Below are 15,497 nucleotides of genomic sequence, written 5' to 3'. Positions count from 1 at the left end.
CGCCGCCAACCTCAGCCGCCGGGTGGGCCGAGGAAACTTTCCACCAAAGCGGCGCAGACCAGGTTCCAGCCATCCACCAGCACAAAGAAGATCAGCTTGAACGGCAGCGAGATGACGACCGGCGGCAGCATCATCATGCCCATCGACATCAGGATCGAGGCCACCACCATATCCACCACGATGAACGGGATGAACAGCAGGAAGCCGATCTCGAAGGCACGCTTCAATTCGCTGATCATATAGGCCGGCACCAGCACGCGCAGCGGGATGGCGGCCGGGTTGGCGGGCGGTTCCAGCTTGGCGAAGCCGGCAAACAGCGCCAGATCCTTCTCGCGCACATGGGCGCGCATGAATTCATGGAACGGCGCCACCGAGCGGTCAAAGGCGGTCTGCTGGTCGATACGTTCCTCGATCAGCGGCTGGATGCCATCATTATAGGCGCGTTCCAGGGTGGGCTGCATGATGAAGAAGGTGAGAAACAGCGCCAGGCTGATCAGCACCGTGTTGGGCGGCGTGGATTGTGTGCCCATGGCGCTGCGCAGGATGGAGAATACCACCACGATACGCACAAAGCTGGTGACCACAATCAGGATCGACGGCGCCAGGGTGAGCACCGTGGTGAGCGCCAAAAGCTGGATCACCCGGCCGGTAAGCGTGCCGCCCTCGCCAAGCTCGATATTGATCGATTGCGCCAGCGCCGGGCCGAAGAAGGCGAGCGCGGTATAGGCCAGGGCGCCGGCCGTGACCAGGATCAGCATATTGGCCGGATGCATGGAACGCAGATTGGCCAGCAGGGATTTCATTTCAGGCGCCATCCTTGCCGCTGGTATCCTTGCCGGGCATACGCAGCGAGGGCAGGGATGGCCAGGTGCCGCCAGCGGCCGGGCCCTTGCCGGCTTCCGGCTCGGCGGGCTTGGCCAGCGGGATGCCGCTTTCCACCACCAGGTCGCCATCATCGCCGAGCAGCAGCAGATGTTCCACATTGTCGCGCCGCACCAGCACCAGGCGGCGGGTGCCATCCACCGGCGCCATATCCACCACACCGATGCGCTGGCCGCTGCGCCATTTGCCAACACGCATATTGCCGGCGAAATGCTTCATCGCCCAGTAGAAGGCACCGAGCAGGATGAGAATAACGCCGAGGCCAAGCCCGAGGCGGGTATAGTCAATGCTTTCCATCACGGCGCACTCTGGTTGCCGGGGCCGAGTCGGGTCAAGCTGGTTTAGCTGCCGGGCTTGGCCTCGCCGGGCGTCTTGCCCTGGGTGCGGTAGATATAGCTGAGGATTTCCGCCACGGCGGCAAAGGCTTCCAGCGGGATCAGGGTGTCGATATCCAGTTTGCCGAGGATTTCCACCAGATCCGAATCCTGTCGGATGGTGACGCCGTGATCCATGGCGATGCGGATCACCTGCTCGGCCATATGGCCCTGGGCATTGGCCACCACACGCGGCGCGTCTTCCCGTGCGGCATCGTAGCGCAAGGCCACGGCTTTCAGGGTTTTTGGCGGTTTTGCAGGCGGTTGTGCCATGCGGCCCAGTATATCATGGAAACCCGTTAACGAATTATGGCGCCAAATTAACGAATGATTCACGGGTTCGGGGGATGGTGGCAGCCGAGGCAGAGGATTCCCATGGATCTCGACAGCATCAAGATTGTGAAAGCCATCGCCCGGCGCCTGGAATGGACCGGCGAGCGGCAGCGCGTGCTGGCCGAGAATATCGCCAATGCCGATACACCCGGTTACAAGCCGCGCGATGTCAAGGAAGTCAGCTTCTCCGAATTGGTGCGGGGCCCGGACCAGCGTAATGCGCTGGCCGTGACCGCGCCCGGCCATATCGCGCATTCCTCGGCCAGCGGGGCGGAGAAATGGCGCAGCGGCCGCAGCAAGGGCGAATTTGAAGTGGCGCCGAATGGCAATGCGGTGAATCTGGAGCAGCAATCGATGTTGCTTGCGCAAAACCAGGGTGAGCATAATTTGATGACCAATCTGTATCGCAAACAGGTTGGCCTGCTGCGCCGCGCCCTCGGGCCGCGGCAGCAGTAATAAGAGCAGGAGCCGCACATGGAACTGAAAAATGCCATGAAGATTGCCGCCTCGGGCATGAAGGCCCAGGGCGAGCGTTTGAAGGTGATCGCGGAAAACCTGGCCAATGCCGATTCGCTCGGCAAGACGCCCGGCGCCGATCCCTATCGCCGCAAGGTGGTCAGCTTCAAGTCGGAACTCGACCGCACCACCGGCGCCAATCTGGTCAAGGCGCAAAAGCCGACCCGCGACCGCTCGGATTTTGAACTGAAATTTGATCCGGGCCATCCGGCGGCCAATGCCGATGGTTATGTCAAGCTGCCCAATGTGCGTTCGGTGATTGAAATGGCCGACATGCGCGAGGCGCAGCGCACTTATGAAGCCAATCTCAACGTGGTTGAGGGCGCCAAGCTGATGTCCAGCCGCACCGTCGATTTGTTGCGCAATTGATGGAGGCCTGAATCATGGTGGATATGCGGATTGGCGGTCTGCTCGACGGCCTGACCAGCGTCGGCCCGAAAAACCTGGCCACTGGCGGGGCGATCCCGGCCGGCGGCACCGGCTTTGGCGATCTGGTGCGCGAGGCCATGCAGAGCACGGTGGATGCCGCGCAGAAGGCCGAAGCGATCTCTGCCCAGGCGGCAGTGGGCAAGGCCGATGTGACCGATATCGTCACTGCCGTGACCAATGCCGAAATGGCATTGGATACCGTGGTGGCGGTGCGCGACAAGGTGATCAACGCCTATCAGGAAATCATGCGCATGCCCATTTGAGGGGCTTTTATCGGCGGTTTCGGGTATATAGTGCGGTCAGGAGCGATTCGATGACCGCAGCCGAAGTAACCGATGTAATGCGCGATGCGATCTGGGTGCTCATCAAGGTATCCGGCCCGGCAATGGCTGTCAGCCTGGTGATCGGCCTGATCATCTCGCTGATCCAGGCCCTGACCCAGTTGCAGGAGCCGACGCTTACCTTCGTTCCTAAAATCCTGGCAATCTTTGGCGTGCTGATCATCTCCATGCCGTTCATGATCGGCACCATGGTGACCTTCATGGAACAATTGGCGCAGCGTATCGCCGGATTGAATTAGCGGCCGGCCGCGATGTTGCAGCAGATCGTCGCCGGCAACGTCTTTGTTTTCCTGCTGATCCTGTGCCGGGTCGGCTCGGCGATGATGTCACTGCCCGGCATTGGCGAGGCCTCGATTCCGCCGCGTGTGCGGCTCAGCATCGCGCTGCTGATGTCGGCGATTTTGGTGCCGATCCTCGGCCCCGGCCTGCCGCCGCTGCCGGCACAGCCGATCCACCTGGCTTTCCTGCTGATCAGCGAGATCGGCTTCGGCCTGGCCTTTGGCCTGCTGATCCGCATGTTGTTCACGGCGCTGCATGTTGCCGGCACGGTGATCGCCATGCAGGCCGGCCTCTCGGCAGCCACTTTCTTTGATCCCAATATGGGCGGCCAGAATGCCATCCTGTCCGGTGCGCTGGTGTTTCTCGGCACGGCCCTGATGTTTGCCACCGACATGCACCTGATGCTGATCCAGGCGGTGCATGACAGCTACACATTGTTTCCGCCGCTCTACGCCCCGGCCTTTGGTGATTTCGCCAAGGTGGCCACCCAGATGCTGGCGGATGGCTTTTCCCTTGGTTTGCGCATGGCAGCGCCGTTTCTGGTTTATGGCACCGTGTTCAACGTGGCGCTTGGCCTGCTCAACCGGCTGATGCCCACCTTGCAGATTTTCTTTATCATGCAGGCGCCGCAGATTGCCTTGTCTTTCCTGCTGTTTGGCTTCACGCTCACCGCCATCGGCATCGCATTCACCGCCTATTTCGAGCAGACTGCGGCGCAGTTCCTGGCGCCGCTGGCTGCGCCACGCTAGCGCTTTAGGGAGGCCGCCGTATGTCGGAAGATGCCGACCCCGAATCTAAAACCGAAGACCCAACAGAAAAGCGGCTGCGCGATGCCGAAGAGAAAGGCAATATCGCGCGGTCGCAGGAAATCGGACACTGGTTCACCTTCCTGGCCGCCATCATCGGCTTGTGGATGCTGAGCGATCCGGTGACGCGCCAGTTGGTGGCCAGCAATCTGGTATTCTTCGAGGCGCCGCACCGTATCGACATGAACGCGCCGAACCTGACCCGGGTGGCGATGGACATGGCGGTGAGCATCAGCGCCGTGCTGCTGCCGCTGCTTGGGCTGTTTGCGCTTTTCGGCCTGATCGGCAATGTAGTGCAGAATCCGCCGCAGATCAGCGCCGAGCGGCTGATGCCGAAATTCGACAAGATCAACCCGTTCAGTGGTTTCAAGCGCATTTTCTCGGCCGCCTCTGTGGTCGAGTTCATCAAGAACATCGTCAAGATTTGCGTTATTGGCGCGCTGCTCACCTATCTGATCCTGCCCGAGCTGGATTCGCTGGAGACGCTGGTGGCGCTCGATGTATCGATGATGCTGTCCTACACCATGCGGATCGTGTTCAAGCTGGTGGGCGCCATGCTGGCGATCATGTTTGTGGTGTCGGTGGGCGATTATCTCTACCAGCGCTACAATTACATCAAAAAGCTGCGCATGACTAAGCAGGAGCTGAAGGACGAATACAAGGAGAGTGAAGGCGACCCGCATATCAAGGCGCGGCTGCGCCAATTGCGCATGCAGCGCGTGCGCCAGCGCATGATGACGGCCGTGCCTGAGGCCAGCGTGGTGGTGACCAACCCGACCCATTATGCCGTGGCGCTGAAATATGAACTGGGCAAGATGGATGCGCCCACGGTGACCGCCAAGGGCGCCGACCTGATTGCCAAGCGTATCCGCGAAATCGCCACCGAGCATGAAGTGCCGATTGTGGAGAATGTGACCCTGGCGCGCGCCTTGTTTCTGGTGGAGATCGACGATCCGATCCCGGTGGAGCATTACAAGGCGGTGGCCGAAGTGATCAGCTATGTGATGAAGCTGAAGAATGGCGGCAATGGCTGAAGGCTGGTTCAATCGCCTGCTCGGCGGGCAGCAAGCGGATGCTGGGCGCGCCCGTCTGGCCCAGGCGATTGCCGATGCCTCGCCGTATCCCCGCATCCTCACCCGCACCACCGCCGATGGCAAACTGGCCGCGGTTTGCGCCAATGCCGCTTATGGCCGGCTGGCGCAAAAGCTGGGTATGCCAGATCCGGAACATGGGCCTGGGCCGGGCCATGTCGTGCCGCCCGATCTGGCGCCGGATGCGGCTGGTGCTGCGGCGCGGCGCGTGCTGGAGCGGCTGGCGCGGCGGGTGCCGCCCAGCGGCGCGGTGACCGATGAAGTGGCGATCAGCTTATCCGTCATGGCAACGCCCTCAGGCGATGACGAGGCCTGGCTGCGGGTCAGCGTGATGGCGCGGCCTGATGAGCCGGCTGAACTGATCTGGGACCTGGCCGATATCACCCATGAGCATCATGCGCTGATGGACATGGCGGTGCAGCGCGATGCCCTGGCCAGCTTTCTCGATAATGCGCCGGTAGGGCTTTATTCGGTGGCCCCCGATGGCCGTTTCCTGTTTGCCAACCAGACCTTTGCCGCCTGGCTCGGCCTCAGTACCGAGGCGTTGACCGGCGGCGGCCTGCATCTTGGCGATGTGTTGCAGCATGGCGACCAGGAAGGCCGTGGCGAGGCTGGGGCGCGGCCGATTGCGCCAACCTGGGAGGGCGGCGAAGCCAAGCTCTGCCCGCCGGCGATTGCCGCCAATTCCGCCGCCGAGCCGTTGCGTCTGGTTGGTGTGAGTCAGACCCCGGTGCTGGACCCGGAAGGCAAGCCGACCCGCTACAGCGCCGTGGTGCATGATCTGAGCCGCGAATTGCGCCTGCGCGGCACCATGCGACCGGTGGAAGCCGAATTCCGCCGCTTCTTCGATCAGGCGCCGATCGGCATCCTGGTGCTGGATGCTGCCGGCGGCATCATCGAGGCCAACGCGGCTTTTGGTGTGCTGTGTGGCCGGCCGGACTGGCCCGGCCAGCGCCTGGCCGCTTTGGTGCGCGAGGAGGATGGCGCCGACCTGAATCGCCATCTCATGGCGGTGCGCCGCAGCGAGGCGGTGACGCGGCCCATTGAAGTGCGCTTTCCGGGCCAGGCCGGTGGTGCAAATCCCGGGCGCGAGCGGGTGGCGGAATTATTCGCTGCGTCGCTGGATGCCGGCGCCGACAGCCAGGCGGCGCAGCTGGTCTATCTGGTGGATACCACCGAGCAGCGCAGCTTGCAGGCGCAGTTCAATCAAAGCCAGAAGATGCAGGCGGTGGGCCAGCTGGCCGGCGGCATCGCACATGATTTCAACAATCTGCTCACCGCGATGATCGGCTTTTGCGACCTGCTGCTGCAACGGCATCAGCCCGGCGACCAATCCTTCGCCGATATCATGCAGGTGAAGCAGAATGCCAACCGCGCCGCCAACCTGGTGCGCCAGTTGCTGGCTTTCTCGCGCCAGCAGACCCTGGTGCCGAAAGTGCTGGATGTTACCGATGTGCTGGCCGACCTGCGCAACCTGATCGGCCGCCTGATCGGCGAGACGATCCAGCTCAAGCTGGTGCATGGCCGCGATCTCGGCCTGGTGCGGGTGGATCAGGGCCAGTTGGAACAGGTGATCATCAATCTGGCGGTGAATGCCCGCGATGCCATGCTGCAAGGCAGCCATGCCGGTGTGGGCGGCGGCGAATTGCATATCCGCACCGCCGATTGGCGGCCCGACAAGCCAAGCATCACGCTGGGCGGCGAGATGATGCCGCCGGGCGATTACGTGCTGATCGAGGTGAGCGATACCGGCCATGGCATTGCGCCCGAGCATATGGCGAAGATTTTTGATCCGTTCTTCACCACCAAGGCAGTGGGGGCGGGCACCGGCCTGGGGCTTTCCACGGTCTATGGCATCATCAAGCAGACTGGCGGCTTCATCCAGGTGGAAAGCCCGCCGGGCCAGGGCGCCAGCTTTCGCATCTTCCTGCCGCGCCACCAGCCCACGGCGGCCGAATTGAGCGTGGCACGCGGCGAGGAACGCGGCAGCAGCCCTGATCTCACCGGCCAGGGCCTGGTGCTGCTGGTGGAAGACGAGGATGCGGTGCGCGCCTTTGCCACCCGGGCGTTGCGCAACAAGGGCTACACTGTGATCGAGGCCAGTTCGGGCGAGCAGGCGCTGGCTTTGCCGCGCGAGCAGCTGGATCGTGTTGAGGTGCTGGTATCCGATGTGGTGATGCCGAACATGGATGGCCCCACTTTGGCCGAGCATCTGCGCCAGCGTCGGCCTGATCTGAAAATCCTGTTCATCTCCGGCTATGCCGAGGATGCGTTGCGCAAAAGCCTGGCGCGGGCCGATAACGTGTCCTTCCTGCCGAAGCCGTTTTCGCTCAGCCAGCTCGCCGGCAAGTTGAAGGATGTAATGGGCTGAAACAGCCCTTATGGGAATGTTCCGGCAGAATCGCCGGGGCGGCCCGGAAAACCGGAACAAGCCGGAATAGGCCTTGGCCCATATCTGGAACAAAGCAAAAAAATGAGTGAAACCAGCACTTTATAAATTCTGCTGGACAGAGCATACAAAATCGGAACATATACAGGCCTAACCGAGCCTCATTGCAATTCTGCGGGGGCCGTGAAAGGATAGAGGTCCGCTATGGCAGCTTCTGCCGCATCTTCCGCCAGCCTCCGTTTAGTGGACAAGGAGAACATGGATAAGGGTAAAGCGCTTGAAGCCGCGCTCAGTCAGATTGAGCGCACCTTCGGCAAAGGCTCGGTCATGCGCCTGGGCCAGCGGCAGAGCATGGAAGTGGAAGCAATCTCCACCGGCTCGCTCGGGCTCGACATCGCGCTCGGCATCGGCGGCCTGCCCAAGGGCCGCATCATTGAAGTTTACGGGCCGGAATCCTCGGGCAAGACCACTGTGGCTTTGCATGTGGTGGCCGAAGCGCAAAAGCGCGGCGGCACCTGCGCCTTTGTGGATGCCGAGCATGCGCTCGATCCGGCCTATGCGCGCAAGCTGGGGGTGAATATCGCCGACCTGCTTATCTCGCAGCCCGATACTGGCGAACAGGCGCTTGAGATTGCCGATACCCTGGTGCGTTCCGGCGCCATCGAGGTGCTGGTGATTGACTCGGTGGCCGCGCTGGTGCCGCAGGCCGAACTGGAAGGCGAGATGGGCGACACCCATGTCGGCTTGCAGGCGCGTCTGATGAGCCAGGCTTTGCGCAAGCTCACCGCGTCGATCTCCAAGTCGAATTGCATGGTGATCTTCATCAACCAGATCCGCATGAAGATCGGCGTGATGTTTGGCAACCCGGAAACCACCACGGGCGGCAATGCGCTGAAATTCTATGCTTCCGTGCGCCTGGATATCCGCCGCATCGGCGCCATCAAGAACAAGGACGATGTGGTCGGCAACCAGACCCGGGTCAAGGTGGTGAAGAACAAGGTGTCGCCGCCGTTCAAGGTGGTGGAATTCGACATCATGTATGGCGAAGGCATTTCCAAGACCGGCGAATTGGTTGATCTCGGCGTCAAGGCCAATGTGGTCGAGAAGTCGGGCGCCTGGTTCTCGTTTGACAGCCAGCGTATCGGCCAGGGCCGCGAGCAGGCCAAGAATTTCCTGCGTGAACATCCGGAAGTCGCCGCCAAGATCGAAGCCGCCGTGCGCGCCAATGCCGGTGTGGTGGCTGCTGCCATCGATGCCGGGCCGGGCGAAGATGGCGACGGTGACTCTGAGTAGGTTTTACAGTTTTCCCAGCGTGGGCGGCTGGTAATCCACGGCTTGCCCCACGATTTTTCTCCTCCATGGGACCCCCGGCGCCGGAACTCGGCGCCGGGGTTTTTTTTGCCCGCCGCACTGCTCAGGGCCAGTCGCCGCGCAAGCTGCTCACCACGGCGCGCAGGGCTTCCGGGCTGGCCTGCTGCGGCGGCTGGGCATCGCCGGCCACCACACGCAGCCTGGCCCAGAGCCGGCGCGGCCATTTCCGCATCGCTTCGCCGCCGGCATGGGAGAAGAAGCTGCCCCATAGGCCATTCAGCGCCAGCGGCACCACCGGCACCGGGGTTTCTTCCAGGATACGCAGCAGGCCGGGTTTGAATTCGTTGATCGTGCCATCCGCCGTCAGGCGGCCTTCAGGAAAGATCAACACCAGTTCGTCGTCGCGCAGATAGGCGGCAATGCGGGCGAAGGCGGCCTCATAGGCTTCCGGCGCTTCGCGGCGCGGCGCAATCGGGATCGCACCAGCCACGCGGCAGATGAAGTTGATTAGCGGCAGGCGGTAGATCGCCGCTTCCATCACAAAGCGGATCGGGCGGCGGCACGAGCCGGCGATGATCAGCGCATCCACAAAGCTGACATGGTTGCTCACCAGCAGGGCGGCGCCGCTGGCCGGGATTTTGTCCAAATCCTGCCGCTCGATGCGGTAGCACAGGCTGGTCAGCAGCCAGACCAGGAAACGCATGAGGAATTCCGGCAGCAGGGTGAAGATGTATAGCGCCACCGGAATGTTCAGCACGGCAAACAGCAGGAAAACCTGCGGCACGGTCCAGTCGAGCAGGCTGAGCAGCAGGATGCCCAGGCCGGCAGCCAGCACCATGCAGCCGGCATTGAGGATGTTGTTGGCCGCCACCACGCGGGCGCGGGTTTCCGGAGCAGTACGGGCCTGCATCATGGCAAACAGCGGCACCACATAGAAACCGCCGAACACGCCGATGCCGAACAGGTCGGCGATCACCCGCCACACCATCGGATCGGCCAGCACGGTCTGCACATCGCGCAACGCGCCGCTCCACGGCTCTGGTGCAGCGAAATACAGATCAAAGCCGAAGATCAGCAGGCCGATGGCGCCGAACGGCACCAGGCCCAGTTCGATGCTGCGGCCCGACAGCCGCTCGCACAGCAGCGAGCCGGTGCCGACGCCGATGGAGAAGGTGGCCAGCAGCAAGGTGATGGTGCCGGCCTGGCCGCCGAGCACGGAGGTGACGTAAAGCGGCAACTGGGTCAGATAGGTGGCGCCCAGCATGAAGAACCAGCTGATGCCCAGGATGGAGAGGAAAACCGAGCGCGTGCCGCGTGCCAGCCGCATGCAGCTTGCCGTGGCACGGAAGATGTTCCAGTCGATTTTCAGCTCGGGCGCGGTGGCCGGCGCGGCGGGGATGCTGCGGCTGGCCCAATAGCCCAGCCCGGCGGCAATCAGGATGCCGATGGCGATGTAGCGCGGCCCGTCTTCCAGCCCGATGGCAACACCGCCCAGGATGGTGCCGATCAGGATGGCGATGAAGGTGCCCATATCGATCAGGCCGTTGCCGCCGATCAATTCCTCGCTGCTCAGATGCTGCGGCAGGATGGCGTATTTGATCGGGCCGAAAAAGGTGGAATGCACCCCCATCAGAAACAACGCCAGCACCAGCAGCCAGATTGTGTTGCTGAGGAAGCCGATGGCGCCCAGCGCCATGATGCCGATTTCCGCCTGTTTGATGATGCGGGTCATGCCGGCCTTGTCGAGTTTTTCCGCCAGTTGCCCGGCCGTGGCGGAGAACAGGAAAAACGGCAGGATGAACAGGCCGGCGCAGAGATTGACCAGCAGGCTGCCATTGGCGGCGGTGAGGGTGAGAAACACCATCAGCGCATTCTTGAACAGGTTGTCGTTGAAGGCATTGGCGAACTGGGTCAGGAACAGCGGCAGGAAGCGGCGCGTGCGCAGCAGATCGAATTGATTGGCGTGGCTCATGGCTGTGGCTTTCGGTTCAGGAAAACAAAACGCGCTGCATCGCCTCGGCAAAGGCGTCGGCGCGGTCGGCGAAGCGGAAATCCAGGCGGCCATAAATTTTCAGCACCGCCGGTTGCAGGATCACGCCCATTGCCATGGCGGCACGGAATTCGGCCTCGCTTTCGGGTAATTCGCCGCGCCGGATGGCATCGCGGGCAATACCCACAATCACCTCCACCGGGTTGGGCTGGTCGTCGGGCAGTTGTGGCAGAAACATGTGCATATTCAGGTGATAATAGGCGAATCCGGGCCAGTCGCTATCGCCAAAGTGGCAGTAGCAATCCACTGCGGCGCGTATCCGGGCGGTCAGGTCGCCAGCCGCCGTCACCACGGCCAGCGCTTGGGCCAGCGCCACATGGCGCTGCAAAAACAGCCCCAGGGCCAGGGCGTCCTTGCTCGGAAAATGCCGATAGATGGTGCCTTCCGCGATGCCGGCGGCCATGGCGATCTGCCGCGTGGTGGTCTGGGCCACGCCATTGGCCACAAACAGCATCAAGGCCGTGTTGGCGATATGGCCTTTGGTGTCGCCGTCGCGGCGTTCAGGCTCGGTATTACGCATCCTGTTTCCCCAATTAGAGTGAGCGGTCACTCGCTTTCGCGAATATCTATAGTGAGCGTTCACTCGCAGCGCAAGGGATTTTTTTCTCTCACGTTTCCCTGGCTTTGCCGATTTTTGCCGGGTGTCAGCCGATGCAGCCGGCGGCTGAACCCTGATATATTCCGATGAACAATCAGGAGAGGAAACCGGGCCATGGCCGCCGAAGCACAACCGCTCGATCCGCAGAGCATCGAAATCCTCAAGGGTATTTCCACCGCCACGCTCACCACCGTGCTGCTCAAGAAGGGCCTGCGCAATGTGTGGCTGCGCGGCACCAAGCCGATCCGCCCGGGCCAGCCGCGCCTGGTGGGCCGCGCCTTCACGCTACGTTTTGTGCCGGCGCGCGAGGATTTGGCCACGCCGGAATCCTGGGCCTCGCCGAAATCCACCCGTGGCGCCATCGAGGCGATGCCGGAAGGCTGCATCGCCGTGGTGGATGCCATGGGCATCACCGATGCCGGCATTTTTGGCGATATCCTCTGCGCCCGCATGCAGAAGCGCGGCGTGGCGGCGCTGATCACCGATGGCGTGGTGCGCGATCTGGCCGGCGTGCTCGGCACCGGCCTGCCGGTCTGGTGCCAGGGCGCCGCTGCACCGCCCTCGGTGGCCGGTCTCACCTTTGTTGACTGGCAGGAGCCGATTGCCTGCGGCGGCGTGGCGGTGTTCCCCAATGATGTGATCGTGGTGGATGATGACGGCGCCGTGCTGATCCCGCAGGCTTTGCTTGAAACCATCCTGCCGATTGCGGTGGAGCAGGAGCGCCAGGAAGCCTGGATCATGGGCGAGATCGAAGCCGGCGTGCCGCTGCCCGGCCTGTATCCGCCCAACGAAGCCACCAAGGCGCGTTACGAAGCCTCGAAGCAGAAGTGAGCGCCGCAGCATGAGCCAGGGCCCCATCACCAAAGGCTTGCGCAAGGGCCTGACCAGTTATGGCGACAAGGATTTTTCGCTGTTTCTGCGCAAGGTGTTCATCAAGGCGGCGGGTTATTCCGACGACGCGCTGGACCGGCCCATTGTAGGCATCACCAACACCTACAGCGACTTCAATCCCTGCCATGGTAACGTGCCGGACCTGATCGAAGCGGTGAAGCGCGGCGTGATGCTGGCCGGCGGCCTGCCGATGGTGTTTCCCACCATCTCAATCCATGAAAGCTTCGCGCATCCCACCTCGATGTTCCTGCGCAATCTGATGGCGATGGATACCGAGGAAATGCTGCGCGCCCAGCCGATGGATTCCATCGTGCTGATTGGCGGCTGCGACAAGACCGTGCCGGCGCAGCTGATGGGCGCCATCAGTGTGGACCTGCCCACTATCTTCCTGCCGGTTGGGCCGATGGTGGTGGGGCATCATCAGGGCGAAGTGCTGGGCGCCTGCACCGATTGCCGCCGGCTGTGGGGCAGCTATCGCGGCGGGCAGATCGATGCGGCCGAGATCGAGGCGGTGTCGAACCGCCTGGCGCCATCGGTGGGCACCTGCATGGTGATGGGCACTGCCAGCACCATGGCCTGCATTTCCGAGGCGCTGGGTTTCACCCTGCCGCTGGGCGCCACGATTCCGGCGCCGCATGCAGAACGCCGTCGCATTGCCGAAGCCAGCGGCAAGCGTGCCGCCGAGATGGCGGTGAGTGGCGGGCCGCGCCCGAGCGAGCTGATGACGCCCGCTTCGCTGCGCAATGCCCAGGTGGTATTGCAGGCCATCGGCGGCAGCACCAACGGCATTGTGCATCTGGCCGCCATGGCCGGCCGCGCCGGGCTGGAGCTTAATCTGGATGATTTCAACCAGATCGGCCGTAACACCCCGGTGCTGATCGACCTGAAGCCCTCGGGCGACGATTACATGGAGCATTTCCATCATGCCGGCGGCTTGCCGCGCCTGATGCGTGAACTCACCGACCTGCTCGACCTGTCGGCGCCCACTGTGGCCGGCGGCACGCTGGCCGACGTGGTGGGCGGCGCCGAGGAGGTGCGTGGCCAGACCGCAATCCGGCCGCGCAGCAATCCGCTCAAGGCGGAAGGCGGCATGGCGGTGCTGCATGGCAATCTGGCGCCACGCGGCGCCGTGATCAAGCAGGCGGCGGCCTCGGTCAAGCTGATGCAGCATGAAGGCCGCGCCGTGGTGTTTGAATCGGTGGAGGACATGACCAACCGGGTCGACGATCCCGATCTGGATGTGACCGCCGATGATGTGCTGGTGCTGCGCAATGCCGGGCCGAAAGGTGCGCCGGGCATGCCGGAAGCCGGCTATCTGCCGATCCCGAAAAAGCTGGCACGCCTGGGCGTGAAGGACATGGTGCGGATTTCCGATGCGCGTATGAGCGGCACCGCGTTTGGCACCATCGTGCTGCATATCACGCCGGAATCGGCCGATGGCGGGCCGCTGGCGCTGGTGCGCAATGGCGACCGTATTCGCCTGGATGTGCCCGCCCGCAGCATCGACATGCTGGTGGATGAAGCGGAACTGCAACGCCGCCGCGAAGCTGCCCCGCCACCGCCTGCCATCCCGGCACGCGGCTATGCCAAATTATACATGGAAACCGTGTTGCAGGCTGATGGCGGCTGCGATTTTGACTTCCTGGTGCCGCCAAAACCACCCAATTCTGACTAAGCCGGAATAGCGGTTGAAACCGGCCGGGAACTAGCGTAATCGGGATTCATGCTCCCCGAATCATTTGTCTTTGGCAGCCAGCGCTTCTTCCCGAAAGACACCGATGTGGCGGTGACGCGCTGGTGTGCCACGCAGAACCGCACGCTGGAAGACCTGGCCCAGAAGCTTGGCCTGTCGCGCATGGCGCTAACCCTGGTCCTGCGCGGCATTGATCCGGTGACCCCGGCGCTGGAGCGCCGCCTGCGCGAGATGATGCAGACCGAGCAGAAACGCAGGGCTTAAAACCTCGTCGGCGTTTGCCCCGTCTTGTCATAGCCGCGCAAGCGGGTATCGCATTCTGTAGGTAAAACGCAAAAAGCCCGGCCCTTTTACTGGGCCGGGCTTTCCGCTGTGCTGAATGGCGCCTCAGCCGAAGGCGTCGGCGATGATGCCGGCATACCAGCCCTGGGTATATTCCGCCTCGCGCTTGCGGAAGGCCGCATCGGCCTGGCCGGGGCTGACGCCGCCGCTATTGGGCATTTCGGCCACGGTTTCGCCGGGGCGGTAGGTGCCGGTGACCGAGATGCCGTAATCCGGCGTCACCAGGCTGTAGCAGGTGTTGTGATACACGGCGGGCGGCGCCGCCTGGCCGCGCAGGCTGGCGACGATGCTGGCCGCCACCACCTTGGCCTGGCTATTGGCCGCCGAGCCGGATTTCGGCATGGCGCCGGCAATCGAGGCATCGCCCAGCACATACACATCCTGCGCCTTACGCGAGGCAAAGTTTTTCGGATCGACGGCGCACCAGCCATTGGCTTCTGCAAGGCCGGCATCGATGGCGATCTTGCCAGCACTTTGCGGCGGGATCAGGTTGATAACGGCGCCCTTTTCGTTGCCGAAGCCGGCCTTCACCGTCATGTTGGCCACGTCGATCTCTTCCACCTTGCCGCCATCCTTGCCGGCCAGCCAGGTGATCATGCCGGGATATTGCGATTCCCAGGCACTGATGAACAGGCCCTGCTTGGAGAAGGCATCCTTGGCATCCAGGATCAGGATCTTGGATTTCGGCTTCTTGTTCTTGAGATACCAGGCGATCATGCTCACCCGCTCATACGGCCCGGGCGGGCAGCGGAACGGATTGCCCGGCGGCGCAACGATCACGGTGCCGCCATCGGGCATCGCCTCAAGCTGGCGCCGCAGCAGGGCGGTCTGAGCCCCGGCCTTCCAGGCATGCGGCACACGCTCGGCAGCCTTTTCACTATAGCCCGGCACGCCGTCATATTTCAGCTCGATACCCGGCGCCACCACCAGGCGGTCATAGGGCAGTTGTGCGCCATCGGCCAGCCGCACGCGCTTGGCCGTCAGGTCCAGCGCCGTGGCATTGCCCTGCACCAGCCGCACGCCCCAGCGCTTGTTCAGCGGGTCGCGGCGATGCTGGATCGAGCCAAGGTCGCGGATGCCGCCCAGCACATAATTCGAGAACGGGCAGGTGGTGTAGACCGCATCGCGATCCACCAGGGTCACGTCCAGGCCGGGATCGAACAGCTTGAGAT

General features: G+C 63.0%; 17 protein-coding genes. 11 read left to right on the top strand and 6 right to left on the bottom strand.

Going from position 1 to position 15,497, the window contains the following annotated elements:
- Positions 1 to 11: 11 nt before the first annotated feature.
- The 3 genes from fliP to KBB36_RS06110 are packed head-to-tail and all read right to left on the bottom strand — an operon-like array spanning position 12 to position 1,529.
- Positions 12 to 758, bottom strand: coding sequence for a flagellar type III secretion system pore protein FliP (gene fliP / locus KBB36_RS06120; RefSeq protein WP_290978169.1), 747 nt, complete (start codon positions 756 to 758; stop codon positions 12 to 14).
- 46 nt (positions 759 to 804) lie between these two features.
- Positions 805 to 1,179, bottom strand: coding sequence for a flagellar biosynthetic protein FliO (locus tag KBB36_RS06115; RefSeq protein WP_290978043.1), 375 nt, complete (start codon positions 1,177 to 1,179; stop codon positions 805 to 807).
- A 44-nt stretch (positions 1,180 to 1,223) separates the two neighbouring features.
- A complete protein-coding gene (locus KBB36_RS06110; RefSeq protein WP_290978041.1) occupies positions 1,224 to 1,529 on the bottom strand; it encodes an EscU/YscU/HrcU family type III secretion system export apparatus switch protein in 306 nt (101 codons plus the stop codon).
- 102 nt (positions 1,530 to 1,631) lie between these two features.
- On the opposite strand from KBB36_RS06110, the gene KBB36_RS06105 reads away from it, so the two are divergent.
- From KBB36_RS06105 to recA, 8 genes are all read left to right on the top strand, one after another.
- Positions 1,632 to 2,045: a flagellar basal body protein gene (locus KBB36_RS06105; RefSeq protein WP_290978039.1), complete on the top strand. Its 414-nt coding sequence runs from the start codon at positions 1,632 to 1,634 to the stop codon at positions 2,043 to 2,045.
- Between the two features lie 18 nt (positions 2,046 to 2,063).
- Positions 2,064 to 2,474 carry a flagellar basal body rod protein FlgC gene (flgC, locus tag KBB36_RS06100; RefSeq protein WP_290978037.1) on the top strand — a complete coding sequence of 137 codons (411 nt, stop codon included), beginning with the start codon at positions 2,064 to 2,066 and terminating at the stop codon, positions 2,472 to 2,474.
- Between the two features lie 14 nt (positions 2,475 to 2,488).
- Positions 2,489 to 2,797 carry a flagellar hook-basal body complex protein FliE gene (gene fliE / locus KBB36_RS06095; RefSeq protein ID WP_290978035.1) on the top strand — a complete coding sequence of 103 codons (309 nt, stop codon included), beginning with the start codon at positions 2,489 to 2,491 and terminating at the stop codon, positions 2,795 to 2,797.
- Between the two features lie 50 nt (positions 2,798 to 2,847).
- Positions 2,848 to 3,114, top strand: a complete 267-nt coding sequence (fliQ, locus tag KBB36_RS06090) for a flagellar biosynthesis protein FliQ (protein WP_290978033.1) — start codon at positions 2,848 to 2,850, stop codon at positions 3,112 to 3,114.
- Between the two features lie 12 nt (positions 3,115 to 3,126).
- Complete coding sequence (gene fliR / locus KBB36_RS06085; RefSeq protein ID WP_290978031.1) at positions 3,127 to 3,903, top strand: flagellar biosynthetic protein FliR; 777 nt, start codon at positions 3,127 to 3,129, stop codon at positions 3,901 to 3,903.
- Positions 3,904 to 3,923: 20 nt separating this feature from the next.
- A complete protein-coding gene (flhB, locus tag KBB36_RS06080) occupies positions 3,924 to 4,994 on the top strand; it encodes a flagellar biosynthesis protein FlhB (RefSeq protein ID WP_290978029.1) in 1,071 nt (356 codons plus the stop codon).
- The gene (locus KBB36_RS06075) at positions 4,978 to 7,422 is read left to right on the top strand and encodes a response regulator (protein WP_290978027.1); all 2,445 of its coding nucleotides are present in this window, start codon (positions 4,978 to 4,980) and stop codon (positions 7,420 to 7,422) included. The genes flhB and KBB36_RS06075 overlap by 17 nt, the downstream gene beginning before the upstream one ends.
- 222 nt (positions 7,423 to 7,644) lie before the next feature.
- The gene (gene recA / locus KBB36_RS06070) at positions 7,645 to 8,733 is read left to right on the top strand and encodes a recombinase RecA (RefSeq protein ID WP_290978025.1); all 1,089 of its coding nucleotides are present in this window, start codon (positions 7,645 to 7,647) and stop codon (positions 8,731 to 8,733) included.
- A 121-nt stretch (positions 8,734 to 8,854) separates the two neighbouring features.
- Here the strand turns inward: recA and KBB36_RS06065 are convergent, their stop codons facing one another.
- Both KBB36_RS06065 and KBB36_RS06060 read right to left on the bottom strand, forming a co-directional pair.
- Positions 8,855 to 10,723: an MFS transporter gene (locus KBB36_RS06065; RefSeq protein ID WP_290978023.1), complete on the bottom strand. Its 1,869-nt coding sequence runs from the start codon at positions 10,721 to 10,723 to the stop codon at positions 8,855 to 8,857.
- A gap of 16 nt (positions 10,724 to 10,739) precedes the next feature.
- Entirely contained in the window at positions 10,740 to 11,321 is a 582-nt protein-coding gene (locus tag KBB36_RS06060; protein ID WP_290978021.1) for a TetR/AcrR family transcriptional regulator, read from the bottom strand.
- A gap of 192 nt (positions 11,322 to 11,513) precedes the next feature.
- Between KBB36_RS06060 and KBB36_RS06055 the strand changes: the two genes are divergently transcribed.
- From KBB36_RS06055 to KBB36_RS06045, 3 genes are read left to right on the top strand one after another with little or no spacing between them, the layout of a single operon-like run.
- On the top strand, positions 11,514 to 12,230 hold the full coding sequence (locus tag KBB36_RS06055; protein WP_290978019.1) for a ribonuclease activity regulator RraA: 717 nt from the start codon (positions 11,514 to 11,516) through the stop codon (positions 12,228 to 12,230).
- A 10-nt stretch (positions 12,231 to 12,240) separates the two neighbouring features.
- On the top strand, positions 12,241 to 13,965 hold the full coding sequence (locus tag KBB36_RS06050; protein WP_290978017.1) for an IlvD/Edd family dehydratase: 1,725 nt from the start codon (positions 12,241 to 12,243) through the stop codon (positions 13,963 to 13,965).
- A 48-nt stretch (positions 13,966 to 14,013) separates the two neighbouring features.
- Complete coding sequence (locus KBB36_RS06045; protein WP_290978015.1) at positions 14,014 to 14,247, top strand: hypothetical protein; 234 nt, start codon at positions 14,014 to 14,016, stop codon at positions 14,245 to 14,247.
- Between the two features lie 123 nt (positions 14,248 to 14,370).
- Here the strand turns inward: KBB36_RS06045 and KBB36_RS06040 are convergent.
- Positions 14,371 to 15,497: NAD(P)/FAD-dependent oxidoreductase (locus tag KBB36_RS06040; RefSeq protein WP_290978013.1), on the bottom strand; the 1,127-nt coding region annotated here is incomplete at its 5' end.

This window comes from Ferrovibrio sp. (genome assembly GCF_017994015.1).
In the GTDB taxonomy this organism is placed as follows: domain Bacteria; phylum Pseudomonadota; class Alphaproteobacteria; order Ferrovibrionales; family Ferrovibrionaceae; genus Ferrovibrio.
Note: the sequence above shows the minus strand (reverse complement) of the source record. Positions and strands in the feature narration are given on the sequence as shown.